20 protein-coding genes are annotated in these 20,872 nt (G+C 59.3%); 9 read left to right on the forward strand and 11 right to left on the reverse strand.

The window, feature by feature from the left end:
* Positions 1 to 17 precede the first annotated feature (17 nt).
* From ACR0NB_RS06965 to ACR0NB_RS06975, 3 genes are all read left to right on the forward strand, one after another.
* Positions 18 to 908 (forward strand): NAD(P)-dependent oxidoreductase, encoded by an 891-nt coding sequence (locus tag ACR0NB_RS06965; RefSeq protein WP_480775269.1) that lies wholly within the window; start codon positions 18 to 20, stop codon positions 906 to 908.
* A gap of 11 nt (positions 909 to 919) precedes the next feature.
* A complete protein-coding gene (locus ACR0NB_RS06970; RefSeq protein WP_480775270.1) occupies positions 920 to 1,783 on the forward strand; it encodes a sugar phosphate isomerase/epimerase family protein in 864 nt (287 codons plus the stop codon).
* A gap of 111 nt (positions 1,784 to 1,894) precedes the next feature.
* A complete protein-coding gene (locus tag ACR0NB_RS06975) occupies positions 1,895 to 2,314 on the forward strand; it encodes a secondary thiamine-phosphate synthase enzyme YjbQ (RefSeq protein ID WP_480775271.1) in 420 nt (139 codons plus the stop codon).
* Between the two features lie 30 nt (positions 2,315 to 2,344).
* Here the strand turns inward: ACR0NB_RS06975 and ACR0NB_RS06980 are convergent, their stop codons facing one another.
* The 8 genes from ACR0NB_RS06980 to ACR0NB_RS07015 form a co-directional block, all read right to left on the reverse strand.
* Complete coding sequence (locus tag ACR0NB_RS06980) at positions 2,345 to 3,115, reverse strand: SDR family oxidoreductase (protein ID WP_480775272.1); 771 nt, start codon at positions 3,113 to 3,115, stop codon at positions 2,345 to 2,347.
* Complete coding sequence (locus ACR0NB_RS06985; protein WP_170363757.1) at positions 3,112 to 4,152, reverse strand: zinc-dependent alcohol dehydrogenase; 1,041 nt, start codon at positions 4,150 to 4,152, stop codon at positions 3,112 to 3,114. The genes ACR0NB_RS06980 and ACR0NB_RS06985 overlap by 4 nt, the downstream gene beginning before the upstream one ends.
* Positions 4,149 to 5,249, reverse strand: coding sequence for a mandelate racemase/muconate lactonizing enzyme family protein (locus tag ACR0NB_RS06990; RefSeq protein ID WP_480775273.1), 1,101 nt, complete (start codon positions 5,247 to 5,249; stop codon positions 4,149 to 4,151). The genes ACR0NB_RS06985 and ACR0NB_RS06990 overlap by 4 nt, the downstream gene beginning before the upstream one ends.
* Positions 5,246 to 6,244, reverse strand: coding sequence for an ABC transporter permease (locus ACR0NB_RS06995; protein WP_170586048.1), 999 nt, complete (start codon positions 6,242 to 6,244; stop codon positions 5,246 to 5,248). The genes ACR0NB_RS06990 and ACR0NB_RS06995 overlap by 4 nt, the downstream gene beginning before the upstream one ends.
* Before the next feature lie 3 nt (positions 6,245 to 6,247).
* Positions 6,248 to 7,225, reverse strand: a complete 978-nt coding sequence (locus tag ACR0NB_RS07000; RefSeq protein ID WP_093961696.1) for an ABC transporter permease — start codon at positions 7,223 to 7,225, stop codon at positions 6,248 to 6,250.
* Positions 7,210 to 8,745 carry a sugar ABC transporter ATP-binding protein gene (locus tag ACR0NB_RS07005; RefSeq protein ID WP_254433915.1) on the reverse strand — a complete coding sequence of 512 codons (1,536 nt, stop codon included), beginning with the start codon at positions 8,743 to 8,745 and terminating at the stop codon, positions 7,210 to 7,212. The genes ACR0NB_RS07000 and ACR0NB_RS07005 overlap by 16 nt, the downstream gene beginning before the upstream one ends.
* Before the next feature lie 67 nt (positions 8,746 to 8,812).
* Positions 8,813 to 9,787, reverse strand: coding sequence for an ABC transporter substrate-binding protein (locus tag ACR0NB_RS07010; RefSeq protein WP_170508734.1), 975 nt, complete (start codon positions 9,785 to 9,787; stop codon positions 8,813 to 8,815).
* A gap of 55 nt (positions 9,788 to 9,842) precedes the next feature.
* Complete coding sequence (locus ACR0NB_RS07015) at positions 9,843 to 11,288, reverse strand: aldehyde dehydrogenase family protein (protein ID WP_480775274.1); 1,446 nt, start codon at positions 11,286 to 11,288, stop codon at positions 9,843 to 9,845.
* A 187-nt stretch (positions 11,289 to 11,475) separates the two neighbouring features.
* Here ACR0NB_RS07015 and ACR0NB_RS07020 point away from each other — a divergent pair, with 187 nt between their 5' ends.
* Both ACR0NB_RS07020 and ACR0NB_RS07025 read left to right on the forward strand, forming a co-directional pair.
* The gene (locus tag ACR0NB_RS07020; RefSeq protein WP_480775275.1) at positions 11,476 to 12,576 is read left to right on the forward strand and encodes a LacI family DNA-binding transcriptional regulator; all 1,101 of its coding nucleotides are present in this window, start codon (positions 11,476 to 11,478) and stop codon (positions 12,574 to 12,576) included.
* Positions 12,577 to 12,586: 10 nt separating this feature from the next.
* Positions 12,587 to 14,224, forward strand: coding sequence for a GMC family oxidoreductase (locus tag ACR0NB_RS07025; RefSeq protein ID WP_480775276.1), 1,638 nt, complete (start codon positions 12,587 to 12,589; stop codon positions 14,222 to 14,224).
* Positions 14,225 to 14,373: 149 nt separating this feature from the next.
* Here the strand turns inward: ACR0NB_RS07025 and ACR0NB_RS07030 are convergent, their stop codons facing one another.
* Both ACR0NB_RS07030 and ACR0NB_RS07035 read right to left on the reverse strand, forming a co-directional pair.
* Positions 14,374 to 14,685 (reverse strand): cupin domain-containing protein, encoded by a 312-nt coding sequence (locus tag ACR0NB_RS07030; protein ID WP_170366855.1) that lies wholly within the window; start codon positions 14,683 to 14,685, stop codon positions 14,374 to 14,376.
* A 35-nt stretch (positions 14,686 to 14,720) separates the two neighbouring features.
* Positions 14,721 to 15,401, reverse strand: coding sequence for a GntR family transcriptional regulator (locus tag ACR0NB_RS07035; RefSeq protein WP_480775277.1), 681 nt, complete (start codon positions 15,399 to 15,401; stop codon positions 14,721 to 14,723).
* A 259-nt stretch (positions 15,402 to 15,660) separates the two neighbouring features.
* Between ACR0NB_RS07035 and ACR0NB_RS07040 the strand changes: the two genes are divergently transcribed.
* From ACR0NB_RS07040 to ACR0NB_RS07055, 4 genes are all read left to right on the forward strand, one after another.
* On the forward strand, positions 15,661 to 16,446 hold the full coding sequence (locus tag ACR0NB_RS07040) for an SDR family NAD(P)-dependent oxidoreductase (protein WP_480775278.1): 786 nt from the start codon (positions 15,661 to 15,663) through the stop codon (positions 16,444 to 16,446).
* Between the two features lie 51 nt (positions 16,447 to 16,497).
* Positions 16,498 to 17,481, forward strand: a complete 984-nt coding sequence (locus tag ACR0NB_RS07045; protein ID WP_093961689.1) for a TRAP transporter substrate-binding protein — start codon at positions 16,498 to 16,500, stop codon at positions 17,479 to 17,481.
* Between the two features lie 114 nt (positions 17,482 to 17,595).
* Positions 17,596 to 18,084 (forward strand): TRAP transporter small permease, encoded by a 489-nt coding sequence (locus ACR0NB_RS07050; protein WP_254430270.1) that lies wholly within the window; start codon positions 17,596 to 17,598, stop codon positions 18,082 to 18,084.
* A gap of 9 nt (positions 18,085 to 18,093) precedes the next feature.
* Positions 18,094 to 19,374, forward strand: coding sequence for a TRAP transporter large permease (locus tag ACR0NB_RS07055; RefSeq protein WP_170339264.1), 1,281 nt, complete (start codon positions 18,094 to 18,096; stop codon positions 19,372 to 19,374).
* Positions 19,375 to 19,555: 181 nt separating this feature from the next.
* Here the strand turns inward: ACR0NB_RS07055 and ACR0NB_RS07060 are convergent, their stop codons facing one another.
* Entirely contained in the window at positions 19,556 to 20,812 is a 1,257-nt protein-coding gene (locus ACR0NB_RS07060; RefSeq protein WP_480775279.1) for an NADH:flavin oxidoreductase/NADH oxidase family protein, read from the reverse strand.
* Between the last annotated feature and the right edge of the window lie 60 nt (positions 20,813 to 20,872).

The following is a 20,872-nucleotide window of genomic DNA, read 5'->3' on the forward strand; positions in this document are numbered from 1 at the left end:
GAACGGGAGGAGTCCAAATGAAAACAGCAGGTGTAATCGGTCTTGGCGACATGGGCAGCGGCCTTGCCAAGAACCTGATCAAGAATGGCTTTGAAACATCCGGTTTCGACTTGAGTGAGACGCGTATGACGGCATTTACCGACATGGGCGGCCTGGCCAGGGACAGCGTGGGACAGGTCGGCCGTCACGCCGCCAGCGTGTTCGTCATGGTGATGAACGGAGATCAGGCCCGCGATGTCATTCTGGGAGAAAACGGACTGGTTGCGAACATGGCCGAAGGCGGAACTGTGATCCTGTCGGCGACCATTACCCCGGCCGAAGCAAGCGCCATCGGGCGAGACATGGAGGGTTCGGGCATCAACCTGATCGACACTCCGGTCTCGGGTGGGTTTCCCGGCGCGCAGAACGGCACATTGACGATGATGGCTGCCGGTGCTGCGGATGTGCTGGACCGAAATGCCGAAGTCATGCAGGCAGTGTCGGCAACCATTCACCGGGTCGGAGCAAACGCCGGCGACGGGCAAACCGTGAAAGCCTGCCTGCAATCCCTTATCGGATCGATCTTTTCCGCCACATTCGAGGCTGCGGCCCTGGCGGCCAAAGCCGGTGTCAACGGTCAGGCATTGCTTGACGTGTTCTCATCCTCCAGCGCGGGGTGCGGTGTGGTGAATACCGCCCTTGAAAACATCATTGATCGCAAGTTCGAGGCTACTGGCAGCCATATCGCAACGATGCACAAGGACCTGACGATCTCTCTGGCACTGGCCGGTGCGTTGGGCGTTCCCATGCACACAGCATCATCCGCTATGCAGATCTTTCACGCCGGAAAAACCAAATACCCGAACGGCGACAACTGGGTGTGTACCCGCGTCATCGAAGAGATCGTTGGCGCAGAATTGCATCGCTGAGGGGGCCGGACATGAAAATAGGTGTAATTTGCGACGGCATTTCCCGCGATCTGCGGCATGCCGTGGACGTGATGGACGAATTCGGTCTGGACTATGCAGAGCTTCAGTTCGTAGGCGACACCGAGGTCGGGGACCATTCCCCGCAGGAAATTGCCGAGATCGACGCGCTCTTGCGCGACCGGGGCAAGCCTGTGTCCTGTCTGTCGCGCCATATCTTCGCGGGGATGACAGCTGCCAACAGGCCCGGTGACGAGCTGCACACCCGACACATGGACGCCTTGAAACGCGTGATCGACATGGCGCATGTCGTGGGGTCTCCGCTGGTTCGGATCATGACCCAACGAAAAGAGCAGATACTCTGGGGAAAAAACGGCGCCGAGAAGTGGAACGTCGCGCATGGTGTATGGGACTCGATGCCACCGCTGATCGCGCCGGCGGTTGAACTGGCCAGGGCTGAGGGCGTGACGCTTGTCGTGGAAACCGGAAACGGCACGCTGGTCAATTCGAACTATACCGCCCGCAAACTGATCGACGAGTTGGATGCAAAGGATGCGTTGAAAGTTCTTTGGGACCCCGGAAACAACTGCTGGTGCCATGAACTGGCATACCCGGACGGTTACGAAGAACTGCGCGGCGGCTATCTGGGCCACATTCACATCAAGGACGTAAAGGTCGATACACCGCGGGCAACGCTGGAAGTGCGCCGCATGGGGGAAGGTCAGCTTGCGCCTCTGTTCCAACCCATCGCGGACGCGCTCCGATCCGACGGCTATGAAGGCGTGATTTCCTTCGAAAGCGTTTATCATCCCGGCAACGGAAATTTCGAAGATGGGTTTCGTCTGTGCATAGACAAGTTCAAAAGCCTGTTTGCATGAATGAAAGCTCTAGAGTGTTACAAATCAGATACTTAAGCCTCCAAGTTGAATGCCGAATGGGGCGCGGAAAGCTGGACACACTCCCGCAAAATCAAGGAAAGGATCTGATGGATGAAGCAAGAGTTTTTTGAATTGTCCATTGAAACGCCCGGCAAATCCCTGACCGACATCAGCGGGGTGGTTCAGCGTGCGGTTTCCGAACATGAGTTTGTCTCGGGCCTGCTTACCCTTTGGTGCGTCCACACCGGTGCCGCGCTGTTGGTGCAGGCCAATGCCGATCCCGAGGTGGTTAAGGATATCGAGAGGTTCTTCGAAGAACTGGTCCCCAAGTCACCAGGCAAGTATCACCACCGCCCGAGCGAAGAGGACAACGCGCCATCGCACCTGCGGGCGCTGTTGACGCAAACGCAGGTGTCGATCCCGGTCGAACAGGGACAGCTTCCGCTGGGTCGCGTACAAAGCCTGTACCTGTTCGAACATCGCGAGGCACCCAAGACACGACGATTGAAGGTGCACTACATCGGGACTTGAGGCCTTGGGTCACATGGAGCGTTGACGGTGCTACCGCCCCATCCAGCCCCCGTCGACAACAAGGATTTCACCGTTGACGTAGTCCGACGCTGCAGAAGCCAGAAAGACTACAGGTCCAGCAAAATCACCTGGCGTACCCCAACGGCCCTGGGGTGTTCGTTCCAGGATCGACTTCGACCGAACCGGATCGTCCTGCAGGGCTTGGGTGTTGTCGGTCGCGATGTAGCCGGGGGCGATTGCATTCACGTTCACACCCTGCCCGGCCCACTCATTGGCCAGTGCCTTCGTCAGCTGTCCGATACCACCTTTCGAGGCCGCATATCCGGGAACGGTGATGCCGCCCTGAAACGTCAGCAGCGATGCGGTGAAGATGATCTTCCCCGAGCCGCGCGCCAGCATGTCCTTGCCGATCTCGCGGGACAGAACAAACTGCGAGGACAGGTTGACCTCAATCACTTCGTCCCACCAGTCATCCGGATGTTCGGCAGCAGGTTTGCGTTTGATCGTACCGGCATTGTTGACAAGGATATCAGGAGTTTGTCGGTCGGCTCTCAACTGATCAATGAACCCATGCAACGCGGAGCGGTCCGAGAAGTCGCATTGGTAAGCCCGGAAACTGCGCCCCATCGCCGTGACGGCTTTTTCGACCTCTGACCCGGACAGTTCAAGCGAGGCCGACACTCCGATGATATCAGCTCCGGCCGATGCCAATGCCTCGGCCATACCGCGCCCGATGCCGCGTTTGCACCCGGTCACAAGGGCCGTTTTTCCCGTCAGGTCGAAACTTTGCAAAACACTCATGAACGCGGTCCTACTTCGATCAGGCTTTTCATTGCGGTTGGGCTGCGATCCAGTGCTTCGAACGCGGCCTGAATGTCTGCCAGAGGGCTGACATCAGTGATCACGACATCCGCGTCCACTCCGCCCGAGGCGACAACTGCGATCGCCTTCTCGTAGTCCTCCGGCTCATAGACCCGAGCACCGATCAGTTGCAGCTCTCGCCAGAAGAATTGGAACAGGTCGATCTGGGGCTTTTGAGCATGAATCGCGACCATCACGATCCGGGCCCGCGTCGCGGCAACGGCGGTCATCGCATCAACACCGGGCTGCGTTCCCGATACCTCGAAAACCACATCCGCCCCTTTGTCGCCCGTGCGCGCGTTGATTGTGGACACCAGATCGGTCTCGGTTGGGTTGATCGTATCAAAGCCAAGTTTTTCTGCGATCGCCAGACGGTTCGGATTCACTTCGGAAATCACGACGTTTCCGCCCGCGTCCCGCGCAACCATGGCAACCAGGATGCCGATCGGGCCACCGCCGATGACGACGACGTCCTCGCCAGGCTGCAGTCCAGACAGCCGCACATCGTGGCAAGCAACGGCGACCGGCTCGATCAGCGCCGCGTGATCCATGCGCAAGTCATCCGGTAGAACGTGCAAGGTGTGGGCCGGAACGGTCCAGATCTCTTGCATGGCACCATCGGTATCGAGGCCGAGAAACTTAAGGTTCTGGCAGATATGCTGATGCCCCCGTTTGCAGGCCGGGCATTCGCCGCAGTGATCAAGCGGTCGGACCACGACCTTCTGGCCGGGTTTTACCGTATCGACGCCCGCGCCCACCGCTTCGACGACACCGGACATCTCGTGCCCAATTACCCGGTTCAGACCGACACGGGCATCCATGTTGCCGTGGTAGACGTGCATATCCGTCCCGCAAATCCCGCAATAGGCTACGCGAATGGCGGCCTCGCCGGGGCCCGGAGCTGTCGCCTGGGACTGTTCCACGGCAAAGCTCTTGTTGCCCCTGTAGTACGCCGCAGAGATCGTCTGGGTCGTCATGTATGCATCTCCCTGTGTTCCGCATTCAGTTTGTCCCAGTCGAATTCCACTCCGGTTCCCGGCGTATCCGGGGCCACGGCCAGGCAGTCTTCCACGACCAGCGGACGGGTCGTGTATTGGTCTATCGGGAATGAGTGTACTTCCAGCCACCCCGCGTTGGGTTGCGCCGAAACAAGGCTGACGTGCAGCTCCTGCATGCCATGGCTACAAACCGGAATGCCGTGCTGGGCGCTCAGCGCGGCCACGCGCAGCCAGCCCGTGATCCCGCCACAGTTTGAGGCATCGGGCTGGATGAAACTCAGCTTTGCGTCATCGAAGGCGTACTCGAATTCGTGAATCGTGTGCAGGTTTTCACCCATGGCAAGGGGCACGCCCGTGGCTTCGGCAATTCGGCCATAGCCTTTGTAGTCGTCTGGAATTGTCGGTTCCTCGAACCACAGGATATCGCAGTCGGCGAACCCTCGGGCTGCCACGATGGCCTGCTCGACGCTCATGGAGTAATTCGCGTCGACCATGAAGAACCGGTCCGGCCCCAACATTTCGCGCACCGCCCGGGCCCGTGCAAGATCGTCGGCCAGATCCGGTTGCCCAACCTTGATCTTGACCGCGTTGAAGCCACGCGCAAGGTAGCCTTCGGTCTGGCGCAGCAATTTCTCCAGCGAGAAATTCAGGTCGATCCCGCCGGCGTAGGCCTTGCACCGTTTGGATGCTCCGCCTGCCATTTGCCATAGTGGTGCATTCTGCGTTCTGCCACGGATGTCCCAAAGGGCAATATCCACGGCCGAGATAGCGAACGATGCGATCCCGCCCCGTGCAACGTAGTGCACATGCCATTGCATGGCATCGTACAGGCGTTCGATCTGTTCGGCGTCTTGTCCAACCAGGAACGGCGCTAGATCATGCTGGATCATCGCCAAGATGGCATGACCGCCCTTGCCGCCCGTATAGGTATACCCAACCCCCTCAACCCCATCCGACGTTTGAATGGTAACGGTGATCAATTGAAAGAACGTGTGATCCCCATGTTTGGCATCGACAAGGACTTCGGCGAGCGGGACGTTGAACAGCCGCGCTGAAACACTTTCTATGCGATTCACGAACCCAAGACCTTCTGCTGCCTGGCAATAACCCGAGACTGTAAAAGGATGACCGCAAAAAGAAAGCCTCCACGTATGACCATCTGCCAATAGGCGCTGAAACTGATGGTCCCCTGACCGTTTTCAAAGTTCAGAACGTTGAACACCAGACCCAGCAAAAGCGCTCCGGCCACGGTCGCAGGGATCGAACCCATCCCACCTGTCAACAAGGTGCCGCCCACAACAACGGACGCGATGGCCGACAATTCCCATCCGATGCCCTCAAGGGGTTGTCCGGCTCCAAAACCCGAGGCCAGAAAGACGCCAGCCAGCCCTGCGCAGCCGCCCGAAAGCAGGTAGACGAAAGCCTTAGCACGATTCACCTTCAGACCCATGAGGTTCGAGGCATCCTCGCTGCCACCGATCGCCAAGACGGTCCGCCCGATGGTTGTTCTTTCCAGCACCAACCACAGTACCAGCGTCAGTCCGGCCACTATGACAATTGCCCATGGAAACAGACCAAACGCCTGCCCCATGCCAAGCTTGGTAAAGTTCGACCCCCAATCAACCGAAATTGTCTGGGCGCCCGAAATCACCAATGCGCCGCCTTTTGCGGCAAGCATGGTCGCCAGTGTGGCGATGAAGGGCGGAATCCGAAGGATGATGATGCAAAAGGCGTTGATCGCTCCGAAGCCCACCCCGGCAAGCACGGCCCCCGGCAGCGCAACCTGAATCCCGTATGGGCTGAGATAGGCCGCAACAACCGACGTAAAGGCCGCAACGGATCCAACCGACAGATCAATCCCGCCGGTCATGATCACAAAACACATACCCAGCGCAATCGCGATGAACATCGCGTTGTAGTTCAGGAAAGACGAGAAATTGTAGGCGCTGCCAAAGTTGTCATAGCGCATCAGTCCAAACAGGATCAAAGCCAGCAGTGCGATCCAGACCGTCACCGAAGCCGAATTGCGCCGAAGGTACTTTCGCAGGTCAAAAGCCGTTTCATCCAACATCGATCAGGCCCTCCGGAACTGCTGGACCCAGACGGCCAGGATAATAATGACCGCTTTGGCGATCAGTGCAACTTCGTCCTCTACCCCGTTGGCCAGCAATGTATATTTGACCAGCTGGATGATCACGGCGCCCAGTATGGCACCAAAGATCGGCGCCCGTCCGCCTTGTAAAAGAGCCCCGCCAACGACAGCGGCCGCGATGGCGTCAAGCTCCATCAGATTGCCGTTGCGCGCGGCGTCCGAGGCCGAGTTGATCGCAACCACGATCAGACCAGCCAAGCCCGCAAGCACCGCGCAGATGACATAGGCCCCGATCTTGACCCGCCGGACGGGACCACCGGCCAGATAGGCCGCACGTTCATTTCCGCCGATCGCCAGCAGGTAGCGGCCCCAAGTGGTCCTGGTGATCACCCAGAACAGCACACAGGCAATGGCCAGCGCCAGCCAACCCTGGAACGGCAAGCCAAGAACCTTGCCGGTTCCAAGATAACTGAATGAAGGATTTGAAAATGTCTGCAGGTTGCCATTCGTCAAAACCTGGGCAATACCGCGACCCGAGATGAATAGAATGAGCGTCGCAATAATGGGCTGCACGTTCAACACGGCAACCATCACGCCGTTGAATACCCCGCATAAACCCGCGACGAACAGTGGCAGGACAATGGCCAAAATGACGCCAAGCATCGGATTGGCGGCGCCCAGATCCGACAGAAAGATCAGCGGGGCCAGCGCCCCGGCCAGAGCCATGACAGCGCCAACCGACAGATCAATTCCACCCGTGGCGATGACCAGCGTCATACCCATGGCCACGATGGCGATCGTGGCAACCTGGCTGATATTCACGAACAGGGTCTGCAGCTGCAGGAAATTGGGGGTGAAAAACGCGTTGAACACCAGCAGGGCGACCAACGCGGCGATGCCGCCATGAAAGCGGAAGGGCATCGATGCGACCCGTTGCGGCAACTTCATTGCGCGGTCCATGAACCAGTTCCTTCTTCATGATGCGCAAGCGCGCGCACCAGTATGTTCTCGGTAATCCCGGGGTTGGTCAGTTCCTTGACCGAGCGCCCTTCGTGCATGACCACGATGCGGTCGGCGCCTTCCACCAGTTCTTCGAATTCCGAACTGATGAGGACGACGCCAAATCCTTTCTCGACATAAGACCGAATGAACGATTGGATCTCTCGCTTGGCGCCGACATCCACGCCTCGGGTCGGTTCGTCCAGTATCAGGATGTCTGGCTGCGTCGCCAGCCAACGGGCAAGGAGTACCTTCTGCTGGTTGCCGCCGGACAACTCGCGAATGGGTTGGTCCATATGCGCCGCCTTGATACCCAGATCGTCGATGAAGGCCTGAACGATCTCGCGCTCGCGGGCAAAGTCGATCTGACCACGGCTGGCCAGTTTCGGCAGCAGGGCCAGCGTCATATTCTCGCGCACGGACATGTCAGGAATGATCCCTTCGGCCTTGCGATCTTCGGTCAGAAAGCCGACCCCGTTTGCGATCGCGTCACCCGGTCCGGACGGTTGCCCGACCGCACCGTGCAGCTCGATTGCGCCGCCGCGTGCACTATCCACTCCGAACAATGCGCGCGCGGCCTCGGTCCGGCCAGAGCCCAGAAGCCCGCCCAGCCCAACGATCTCCCCGCGGTGGAGCGTGAGGTCGAAATGCGTCAGTCGCGGGCCTGTCGAGACAGAGTCGGCCCGCAAAACGATATCGCCTTTCTTGGCCTTGGCGCCGGCGAAGTCCGTCAGACCGTCTGCCGCGATCTCGTCCTTGTTGCGGCCCAGCATGTCCGCGATCATTTCCAGTTTGGTCGTGTCCTGCACGTTGCGCGTGCTGACTGTGCGGCCGTCTCGCATCGTTGTGACCCGGTCGCAGATCTGGAACAGCTCATCGAGAAAATGCGAGACATACAGGACGGAAACGCCCTGTTTCTTTAACTCGCGCACCACACCGAACAGAACCTCGACCTCGCTGGCATCCAATGACGAGGTGGGTTCGTCCATGATGACCAGCTTTGCGTCCAATGACACAGCCCGCGCAATCGCAACCAACTGCTGGATCGCTGTCGAGAAATTTCCCAGCGGCTCGGTCACGTCGATATCTATGCCAAAGCGCGCAAGAACCTCGCGTGCGCGCCTGTTGCCTTCGCGCCAGTCGACCAGAAAGCCAAGACGTTTGGGCTCGTACCCCATGATGATGTTCTCGGTCACTGACCGCAGCGGCACCAGGTTGAGCTCTTGATAGATCGTGGCAATTCCGGATTCCTGCGCTTCGCGCGGAGTGGAGATGCGGCTCGGCACACCCGCCAGATGCACGTCGCCGGCATCCCGGTCGTAAACTCCGGTCAGGACCTTGATCATCGTCGATTTGCCGGCACCGTTCTGACCGATCAGCGCATGAACCTCGCCCGGTGCGATCTCCAGGCTGGCCTGGCTGAGTGCCGGTACGCCGGCAAAGGACTTTTCAATTCCCGACATCGAGACGAGCGCATTCATGACATGTCTTCCTCCGATTGCTTGCAGGCGGCGCCGACCACAGGCCAGCACCACCCACCAGGGAGAATCAATAGGCTTCGTCGATGTGATCGGCCGCATTGTCCTTGGTAAAGATGCGATCTTCGACTTTCACCCATTCCGGGATCGTCTCGCCAGCCGCGTATTTCTTCATGACTTCACAGGCCAGAGGGCCGAAGAAAGGCGAGCTTTCGACCGTGACGCCCATCTTGCCGTCGATGATGGCCTGAAGCGCATCGCGTGTCCCGTCGATTGAAACGATGGTCACGTCCTCGCCGGGTTTGCGGCCGGCCAGTTCCAGAGCCTGGATCGCGCCAATCGCCATCTCGTCATTGTGGGCGTAGACCACGTTCACGTCAGGATGCGCCTGCAGCAGGGTTTCCATCACCTGACGACCCAGGTCGCGCGCAAAGTCCCCGGTCTGAGAGGCCACGATCTCAAAACGGTCATCCGCTGCAATCGCGTCGTCGAAACCCTTTTTGCGGTCATTTGCAGGCGAGGACCCTGTCGTGCCTTCCAACTGGACGATGATGCCATTGTCGCCCTCGAAATTCTCCATCAGCCATTGCGCGGCCCGGTTGCCCTGATCAATGAAGTCCGATCCAAGAAATGCCACAAAATGTTCGCCTGGCTTGGCGACGGCTGGATCAACCGAGCGGTCCACCAGAAAGGTCGGAATGCCGGCGGCACGGGCCTTCATAACGGCCGGGATCAGCGGCTTTTCTTCCCGCGGGGGCAGGAACAGGACGTCGATGCCTTGGGCGATCATGCTGTCCACATCCGCAACCTGCTTGGCCGCAGATCCGGCCGCATCCGTCGCGATAAGATCCCAGCCGCAGGCCTCGGCGGTGTCATGGAACGACTTCGTCTCGGCAATACGCCAGGGATTGTTCGACTCCATCTGCGCAAAGCCGACCTTGTAGCGATCTTTCTGCTCAAGCGGCGGCAGATCCTGCGCCATCGCCGTGGTGCCCAACAGCGCACCTGCGACAACCGTCGAGATCAAAAGAGTTCTGCGTTTCATGGTTATTCCTCCTCCATTGGTGCGGTCGCCTCCGTTTTGACCGCGAGTTTTCAGGTCATTCCCAATTCATGTAAGTCGTCTGTTTCCTCAGATAGCCATCGAAGCCATAGGCGCCGTCTTCGCCCCCAACCCCGGACAGCCCCCAACCAGTGTGAAACCCCTGCACGGCCTCGCCATTCGAACGGTTCAGGTACAGTTCGCCGAACTTCAATCGGCTCGGGGCTCCCATCAATCGACGGTGCGATGCCGTAAAGAGATAGGCGGACAGCCCGAAAGACGTGTCATTCGCAAGGGCTATCGCCTGATCAAAATCATCGACTCGCATGGCTGTCGCCACGGGACCAAAGACCTCCTCCTGCATTGCGGCATTCCCGTTGTCGGCGACCTCGAGAACGGTCGGGGACATCCAGTGCCCTTTGCGGTGCGCGCCGTCCTTCAAAGGCCCACCTTCGAGATGCACCGTGGCACCATCTACGATGCTGCGTTGGATGATTTCGGCGACCTTTGTCACTTCGACCTTGCTGACTTTGGGCCCCAGGTCGCAGTCCTCCATCGGATCCCCGATCGACAATGCGCGGGCTGCTGACACGAATTTTTCCAAGAACTGGTCCGCTATATCGCGATGCAGATACATACGCTCGTTGCAGGTGCAAATCTGACCGCAATTGGCAAACCGGGCGGCAATGGCGGCCGAAACGGCGGCGTCAACATCCGCATCCTCCATCACGATGAACGGAGCCTTGCCCCCAAGCTCGAGTCGGACAACCTTGATCCGGTCGGCCGCGGTGCGAAAAATCTCTTTCCCGGCGCGCGTGCTGCCGGTCATCGTGATCAGCGACGTATCGGGGTGTTCAACCAACCGCTGCCCGACCACCGGCCCTTTCCCCGTCAGAACATTCAGAACGCCGGGCGGAAAGCCGACCTTGTCCGCAAGCTCGGCGACCGCGAGACCGGACAGCGGCGTGATTTCATGCCCCAACAAAACAACGGTGTTGCCCGCGACCAGCGCTGGCCCGATTTTTCTGGCGGCCAATGCCAAGGGATAGTTCCAGGCCGTCAGCGCAACGACAACACCATAGGGATGGCGCCGAATCTGGATTTCTTCGGACCTGTTGTCCGAGGCCACTATGTCACCCGAAATCCGTCGGGCCTCTTCTGCTGCATGACAAAGAAAGGTGACGGCGGCATCCACTTCACCTCGAGCTTGCGAGATCGGCTTGCCCTGCTCGGCTGTGATCAAAGCAGCCAGACGCGCGGCGTCGACCCGAATGGCCTCGGCGAGCTTTCGGACCATTTGCGCCCGCTCGATCGCCGGGCGCGCAGACCACGCGCCAAAAGCCCGGCGGGCCGCATCGACCGCCGCATCGGCATGCATGGCACCACCATCTGGAACCTGCGCTACGATCTCTTCATTTGCAGGGTTTTCGACATCGACCGCGTTCGCGTCAAAGTCGGCAAAGCGGCCATCGATGAACATCGAATGGCGAACGACTTGACCCAACTCCCCCACTACAGACCGCAATTTCGCCCCCCGCGCTTGCTCGGCCAGACCACACTGGCGACCGCACCGCCGATCAAAACACTAATAATATTATTTCGTCAACACTAATATTAATTATCAACTACTAATATTAGTTGCGCGCCCTCCGCATAGTCGATAAAAAGGATGCGAACAAAAAGGTTGAGCGATGAACGATCAAGCGAACAAAGCCGGGCAGCACAGGGGTGTGGGACGAGTCGCGGGCCGGCAGCGCGTGACGATGCACGACATTGCGCGCGTCGCCGGGTGTTCGCAGACGACAGTATCGCTGGTTCTCAACAAGAATGATTCCGTCAAGATCTCCGAGGATACCAAGCAACGGGTCCTGGATGCCGCCAATACGCTTGGATACGCCATGCCCTCTCAACTCAGGAAACCCCAGGACAGCACGCGCCGGCCCGCCGCGCTGGACGGAACCATCGCTTTCGTCGTGGATGATCTGGCGTCGAGCCCCGAGATGGTGAACGCGTTCAACGGGGTGAAACAGGCCGTTCGGGACACCGGAAATCTTGTGTTGCTGGCCGAAACCCAAAACGACCCCGAGGTCGAGCCCAGAACGCTGAGGTATTTCCTCGACCAACAGGTTGCAGGCATCATCTACGCGACCGTTTTCACGCGGCGGGTGGTCGTGCCGGAGATCCTCAGGCAGACGGCCACCCCGGTTCTGCTGCTGAACTGCTTCTGCGACGACCTCTCTTTTCCTGCAGTGATCCCCGGCGAAGTCGCTGCCGGACATACGGCGACCAACGCCCTGATCAAGGCCGGGCACAAACGAATTGCCACCATCACCGGCGAGCCGTTCATGGAATGCGCCGCCGGGCGTACGACCGGGTACAGAAACGCCTTGGCTTCCGCCGACATCCCATTTGACGAGGATTTGGTCATCGAGGGCAACTGGCTGCCCAGCGCAGGCTACGCCGCCACGCGGGAATTGATGGACCTGCCCTCTCCGCCAACCGCCATTTTCTGCCAGAACGACCGCATGGCCATCGGCTGCTATGAGGCTCTCAAGGAACTTGGCCTGTCCATCCCCGAGGACATTTCGGTCATCGGATTTGACGATGACGAAACCGCGCGGCACCTGTCGCCGCCCCTGACGTCGATGATCCTTCCCACCCGGGCGATGGGACGCTGGGTCGTCGAACAGCTGTTCCATGGACCGACGGACGGTCAGCGGCATCCACTCGTGAAGCTTGAATGCGAACTGGTCGAGCGCGACTCGATCAGCGAACCCAAACGCCGGACCTGAAGGCGAAATCATGACGGAAACCTTCGATCACATCGTCATCGGCGGCGGCTCGGCCGGCGCCGCGGCAGCAGCGCGGCTGGTCAACAAAGGCAAGTGCAGGGTTCTGGTACTGGAGGCGGGGCATTCGCATCGCCATCCGCTGCTGGATATGCCGCCGGGTATCTTCAAGATGATCAACGGGTCCAAGTTCATGACCTACCACCAGACCAAACCGCAGGACCATCTGGACGGCCGCGTGCATGACATTCCGCAGGCCAACGTGCTGGGCGGCGGGTCGTCGGTGAATGCGCAGGTCTATATGCGCGGTCGGCCTTCTGACTATGACGCATGGAACGACCTGCTGAGACAGACCAACGACGGGGTCGGCTGGGGATGGGATGATGTGCTGCCTTATTTCCGCAGGATGGAAGGCAACAACAGGCTGCACAACGACCTGCATGGCAGCGACGGTCCGGTGCAGGTCTCGGATCCGGGGCATATCGACGACATGTCCCGTTGGTTCGTTCAGTCGGTGCAGGCCCTTGGCGAACCATTCAACACGGACTTCAACGGCGCAACGCAGCGCGGCGTCGGGTTCTATCAGTTCACCAATCGTGCCGGAAAGCGCAGCTCGTCAGCCTACGCTTTCCTCGCTCCACTTGAGGCGAACCCGAATTTGACCGTCCGGTTGGGCGCAAAGGTCAGCAAAGTCATCATCAAAAACGACCGGGCCGTCGGCGTGCAGTATCGAGACAAACGCGGGTCCCACACCGTCCGGTGTGATGGTGAGGTTGTGCTTGCGGCTGGCGCCCTGATCACTCCGAAAATTCTAATGCTGTCGGGTATCGGACCGGATGCACATCTTGCCGAACACGATATTCCCGTGGTCTGCCCATTGCCCGGGGTTGGCCAAAACCTGATCGACCACCCCGAAGTTCCGATCACCGCCTTTGCCAACGGCCCCTACGGATATTTCAAACAAGGTGAGGGCTGGCGGATGCTGCGCAACGGCATCCAGTTCAAGCTGTTCGGCAGCGGCCCGGTGACTTCGGCCGGGGTAGAAGCCGGCGCGTTCGTCAATCCGTCGAACCCTGATGGAGAACCGACCATTCAGGCATTTTGCGTTCCCATCGTCTATCTGGATCGCGACGCGCTTGACGAGGTGCAGGATGACTTTGGCCTGACCGTCACGACTGTCGTGGTCAAACCGAAATCACGCGGAGAGGTTCGGCTTCGCTCGGCAGACCCCGACGCCATGCCAGTAGTTTCGCCGAATCTTCTGAAGCATGAATACGACATGCAGGAGATGATCCTGGGGCAGCGTTTCTTTCGCCGGGCATTCACCTCGGGCCCGCTTGCACAAAGGATCCGCGAAATCGTGATTCCGACGGCGGACGACGACCAGACGCTGCGAGCACATTGCAAACGGTTCGTGAAAACCAACTATCACCCGGCGGGCACGGCCAGAATGGGCCGGGACGGTGATGGAATGGCCGTGTTGGACCCCAGAATGCGCGTGCGCGGAATCGAGGGCTTGCGGGCGTGCGACATGTCCGCCGTGCCGGACATCAACGCAGGCAACACAAACGCACCCGCCATGATGCTGGGCGAACGATGCGCTGACCTGATCCTTGGCATTGGATCAGCACGTGAGGACCGCAATTCCTAGCCCAAGCTGCGGGGCCGCTGTCGGTTGATCCGACTTCCGGCGCAATGATATGCCCCCCTGCCCGACCCGTTTCGCCGAAAAACAGGTTACCCGGCCTCATGGGGTCAAGGTGATCGCGGGCCACGGCAAGCGCGTTCGCGGAATGCGCCTTACAAAAAGTCGTCCCGCCTGGGCGTGAAACAGTCGATCAACTCTCCGGCCGCCAGGCAAACGCAACCATGGCTTACGCCGGACGGAATGATCAGGCTGTCACCGGGCCCCAGCTCTCGCTCCTGATCTCCGATGACGAAATTGAACCGCCCGGACCGCACAAATGTCGACTGCACATGCGGGTGGTCGTGCAGTGCGCCTTCGGCACCTTTCTCAAAGCGGAAGGACACCATCATGAGGTCTTCGTGATCTGCCAATACCTGGCGCATGACGCCCGGCGCGGGCGACACAATCGGATAGCTATTGGTCATGATACAGTGTCCTCGGTCAGGTGGCGGCGTTCATTTCACTCGAAATACTCGGCATGTTTCGCGTGAACCTCTTCGATGGTCTTGTCGATACGGCCCAGATGACGGCGAATGGTTTCGCTCGCCACCGCCTCGTCGCGGTCTGCAAGCGCCTTGGCCAGCGCCACATGATCCCGAACCAGAGTCTCGGCCTCGCTCTCGCGCCCAAGGCTCAGAACGCACAGGCGGTCGATCTTTCTTTTGCATTCCTGAATCGTGTCAAAGGCCAGCGGGTTGCCGCTCAGCTCGCATATCAACCGATGAAAATCGTAGTCGAGTTGATGAAACTCTTCGGCCTCGTTCCTTGAAACCACGTCTTTCTGCCGCTTGAGATTGTCTTCCAGCAGCTTCGAGAATTCGGGCTTCCAAACCTGGCATGCAGCGCGTACCACCTCCAACTCGACGGCCAGGCGAACAAAGCGTGCATGACCGATCCGTTCCATTGAAAAGCTACGGACCCGAGTGGCTTTCTGAGGACGGATCAGCAGCAAATCCTGCGCCTCGAGCCTGTTGAAAGCATCGCGGACAGGCTGCCTGGACACCTCGAATTTCTTCGCTATGTCTGCTTCGGACAGTTTAGTCCCCGGCAGAATTTCAAGCGAAACGATCGCCTCGTACAGGCTCTCATACACGATGTCGGTGGTTGTGCGCCGCTCGATCTTGTCCGTAATACTTTGCATTTCCTGCCTTTTTCTGCGCGTGACCAACTCGGGTGGTTTTCCGTGGCTCGAGGCCCCTCCCTCGATACTCCTCAATGTAACTCCAGCCAATTGATTTGGCACGTGCCGTGCGATGCCCTTTGTGATCCTCAAACAAAGTTGTTGACAATACTAGTATCCTAGTCGACTAAAATACGCAACACTGCTTCATGCCCGTTCGAACCCAAAGATCGGAACGGGCGCGCCGGCAGGCTGACCGGGTATCCAAAGGGACAAGAGAATGACCGAATTGAACGCTGAACAGATTGGCCTGACCCGGGACCTTGCAGGGAAGGTTGCGATCGTGACCGGCGGCGGACGGGACATCGGCCGTGCCTGCGTTCTGAAACTGGCCGAGGCCGGAGCGTCGGTCGCAATCAACTATCACAGCTCATCTACGGGTGCAGAGACGGCGGTCCAGGAGATTACGGCTGCCGGCGGTCAGGCGATTGCCGTACAGGGCGACATGACGTCAGGCGCGGATGTGGACAGGCTGGTCTCAGAAACGATTGCCGCTTTTGGACCCCGGATCGACATTCTTGTCCACGTGACCGGAGGGTTGGTGGCCCGAAAGACCCTGTCCGATATGGACATGGACCACTGGCGTTACGTTATGGACCTGAACACCACTTCTTTTGCCCGCGCCGTTCAGTCGGTGTTGCCGCACATGAAAAAAGGCGGCGCGATCGTCGGGTTCGCCAGTCAGGCGGGTCGTGACGGCGGTGGTCCGGGCGCGGTCGCCTATGCGGCCTCGAAGGGGGCGGTCATGACGATGACACGTGGGCTGGCCAAGGAACTGGGGCCCGAGATCCGGATCAATTCGGTTTGCCCGGGCATGATCGACACAGACTTCCACAATGTCTTCACCAAGACCGAAGTCCGAACCAACGTGGCCAGCGCCACACCGCTGAAACGCGAAGGCACGTCCGAGGATGTGGCAAACCTCGTCGCGTTTCTGGCCTCAGACGCCGCCGCATTCATTACGGGCGCGAACATCGACATCAACGGAGGCCTGCTCTTTTCATAGCCGGCTCCGACCGATCACCAAAAACATCTGTCTGCTTCTAGGGAGGAAAGCATGAACACCAAACTTACAAAAACACTAATCGGCGCCGCAGCCATGGTCGTCATGACCGGCAGCGCATCTTTGGCCGAGGATTGGCGCGGGTGGAACATCCACGCAGACGGCTACCCGAATACTGTCGCGATGGACAAATTCGCCGAGCTGGTCACCGAAAAGACCGGCGGTGAAATCAACCTGCAAATGTTCCACGGCGGCACATTGGGCAGCCAGCCCGATGCGGTCGAACAGGTCCGCGCTGGCGCTCTGGAGGTCGGAAATTTCAACCTGGGTCCGATCGGCCCGATTGTCGCCGAGGCAAATGTCGTTTCACTGCCCTTCATCTTCAAGGACGTCCCCCACATGTTCCGCGTTCTGGACAGCGAGGGCGGTGCCGCGATCGCGGCCGGTATGGCAGCCAAGGGATTGACCCCGCTTGCCTGGTATGACGCCGGCGCCCGATCCTTCTACAACGGGACCAAGCCGATCAATACCCCGGCCGATGTCCAGGGCATGAAAGTGCGGGTCATGAACAACGATCTGTTCACCGGCATGATTGCCGAACTTGGCGGCAACCCGTCGCCCATGGCCTTCGCCGAGGTCTATCAGGCCCTGAAGACCGGGGTCGTCGATGGCGCCGAGAACAACTGGCCGTCCTACGAGTCGACCGGCCATTTCGAGGTTGCCGGCTATTACTCGCTGTCCCAGCACCTGATCATCCCTGAATGCGTGTGCGTCAACACCGACAAATTCAACGCCTTGTCGCCCGAACTGCAGGCCGCAGTCAGAGAGGCGGCGCAAGAGTCCGCCGAGTTGCAGCGGCAATTGTGGGCCGAGCGTGAAGCGGCCAGCCGCGCGGCGGTCGAGGCTGCGGGTGTGGTAGTGAACGAAGTGGCCGACAAAGCGCCGTTCCAGGCCGCGATGGCTCCGGTCTACGAGGCCTATTTCGCAACCAACCCTGACCTCCGCCCGTTGGTTGAAACCATCCAGGCGACCGAGTGATCGAACCGTATCGGATCTGATACAGTCCGGCCCTGCCAATGCGGGGCCGGACATCTGATCAAGAGTTTCAGGCTTATGAGCAATACATCTCCGCCCCCGTCCTCAGTGCGCACTATGGTCCGGATCCTCGACCGCATCGCCGATGCATGCCGGATCGTGACCGGTGTCGCGCTGGTCGTGGTCACCGTCATATTCGGCTGGCTCGTCTTCGGCCGCTACGTCCTGAACGCAACGCCAACGTGGGTCGAGCAGGTCGCCCTGCTGCTGGTCATGACGATCGCGTTCATCGGCGCGGCGGTCGGTGTGCACGACAACACGCATTTGTCCGTGTCCCTCGTGCGCTCGGCCGTTCCGCGACGATTCAGGACGGCTCTGGTCGTTTGCACGGATGTGATCATGGCCGGATTCGGCGCTCTGATGCTGGTGTTCGGGGCGCGGCTTACGATGTTCAAATGGGGGTCGCTCATCCCCCTGATCCAGGTTCCAGAAGGCTTGCGGTCATTGCCCCTGACCATTGGCGGGGGCCTTATCCTTGTGTTTTCCGTTGGTCACCTGATCCGCCTCTGCGTCGGTTTTGACGAGCGAAAAGACAGCATCGAATAGAGGCGGATCATGGGAATTCTTCTTTTGCTTGGCGTCTTCGCCCTGTGTGTACTGATCGGAACACCCGTGGCCTTCGCCTTGGGCATTGCCGCCATCTCGGCCTTCTGGTTCGAAGGTTTGCCGCTGATGATCGGGTTCCAGCGGATCATCTCGGGCATCAACGTTTTCTCGTTAATGGCAATCCCGTTCTTCATCTTCGCCGGCGAACTGATGTTCCACGGCGGGATCGCCATGCGTCTGGTGCGTTTCGCGTCGGCCGCAGTCGGCGCCGTTCGTGGGGGCTTGGGCATCGTGAATGTGTTTTCTTCGATGTTGTTTGGTGGAATTTCGGGATCGGCCATCGCCGATATATCCGCCCTCGGCTCCATTCTTGTTCCCGTGATGAAAGAGAAAGGCTACGACGCGGATTATGCGGTCAATGTGACGGTCACGTCGTCGATCGCAGGGATCATCATCCCTCCCAGCCACAACATGATCATCTTCGCCATTGCAGCGGGGGGCGGCATTTCGATCTCGAAGCTTTTCCTTGCGGGCGTAGTTCCGGGCGTGTTGATGTGCCTCTGCCTTGCCGTCGCCGCGTATCTTGTTGCGGTGCGCCGAGGGTATCAGGCCGAAACCTTTCCGGGCTGGAAGGCTCTGGTCATCAGCTTTCTCAGCGCGATCCCCGGGCTGCTGACTGCCGTGATCATCGTCGGAGGTGTCCTGTCAGGCATCTTCACGGTCACTGAATCCGGGGCGTTCGGCGCAATCTATGCCTTTGTCGTCACGCTCGTGGTCTACCGGAGTATCACTTGGGACAAGTTCTGCATCGCGGTTGCGTCGGCCGTACGCACGACGGCCATGGTCATGATCCTGATCGCCTGCGCGGGTGCCTTTGCCTATATGCTGACCTTCTACAGAGTGCCGGACAAAACGGTGGATCTTCTGACAGGCCTGACGGAAAACCCGATCCTTATCCTGCTGATGATCAATGCGGTCTTGTTGCTTCTGGGCATGATCATGGACATGGCGGCCCTGATCCTGATCTGCACGCCGATCTTCCTGCCGGTTGCCAACAGCCTTGGCATTGATCCCCTGCAGTTCGGAATGATCTTGCTGGTGAATCTGGGCCTGGGACTGTGCACCCCTCCGGTTGGCTCCTGCCTGTTTGTCGGCTGCGCCGTTGGCAAACTGCCGATGGAAAAGGCGGTTCGGACGATATGGCCCTTTTACCTGGCAATTCTGGTCGCTCTGATGCTGATCACCTTTGTGCCCGCGATCTCGCTGACCCTGCCAGGGTTGCTTGGTTAGAAGCGGCGAGCAAGCAAAAATTCGGGCGCAACCTGTGTAAGGTTGCGCCCATTTCCAACTCTGGCGGCAACGGCAGAAACACCTGCGGTCGGTGCCGGAAGCCAAGCGTCAAAGGCGCCGCCACACGGTGATTACCCGCACAAACGCCGTTGGCTCCCTGCTTTAGGCTTCCCTGACCACATCATGCCCGGGCATCGCGCCAGGAACGGTATCGTTTCGTCCATCGCTTCGCCCGCATCTGATTTCGCATCAGCGCGAGAAATGCCGAGTGAGGTACTTTCGGTGGCTTGCCATTTGCCAGTCGTTCAAGCTGGAAATACGCCAGCACCATCGAGGCGAACCCCGCCAGCCTTTTGTTTTTCCAAGACACTTCCGGGATATTGACCGACTCTGATTTGCCATTCCGCCAGTTTTCGACAAGATCAGGTTCAAACGCCATCGCGCGAGCCACTCCCAGAACCGAGACGCCAATCCCGCCCCTGTTGTTGGCCAATGCATCCTCGGCAACAGCCCGAGAGCGAATGCCGCCGGTCACCATGATCGGCATTTTCGCGTCAGCAGCGATCTCCCGCGCGAAGTCTACAAAATAGGCTTCGCGCCGGGCCGTGCTGGAGCCATCCTCCTGCCTGCCCTGCATGGCCGGACTCTCATAGGAACCGCCGGACAATTCGACCAGATCAATAGCCATATCGCCAAGTTGGTTGACCACCCATTTGGCATCATCCTGCCCAAATCCACCTTTCTGAAAATCAGCCGAGTTCAGCTTCACCGAAACGGTAAAGCTCTTGGAGACGCTGGCCCGGATCGCGCGAACGACCTCAAAAAGGAAGCGCGCCCTATTCTCCAAAGAGCCGCCCCAATGGTCGGTACGGCGATTGGTCAAGGGCGATAGAAACTGGCTGATAAGATAACCGTGGGCGGCATGTATCTGAACGCCGTCAAATCCTGCTTCTTCGGCCAACGCGGCTGTTCGAGCAAAACGGGCAACCAGGTCTTGGATTTCGGCCTCGGTCAGGGCCCGCGGCGGGTTGAAATTATTGGACATGCCGGGGATCTCGACCGGAACGTCGGACGCCGACACCGTTTCTTCTCCCAGGCTCGCCAGGACCTGACGACCGGGATGATTGATCTGCATCCAGATTGCTCCGCCGCGCATCTGCCCTGCCTCGGCCCATTCGCGGAAAGGCGCAAGATCGGTTCCGTCTTCCAGAACCACGCTTGCGGGGCCGGACAGCGCATCAGCCGAGACCATTACATTTCCAGTGATCAACAGGCCCGCGCCGCCCGCGGCCCAGCGGCGGTAGAGCTGGTGAATTTTCTCGTCTGGCACCTGCCCGAAAGCCGCTAGGCTTTCTTCCATTGCAGCTTTTGCCAGACGGTTTCTGAGAACCGCGCCATTTGGCAATGTGAGCGGTTCGAACAGCGGTGAAACAGTCATCTTGGGATCCTTTTCTTCTCGATCCCAGGTGATATAAACCTTCGACAATGGTTGAAGGTC

The organism is Ruegeria sp. CG3 (genome assembly GCF_056537205.1).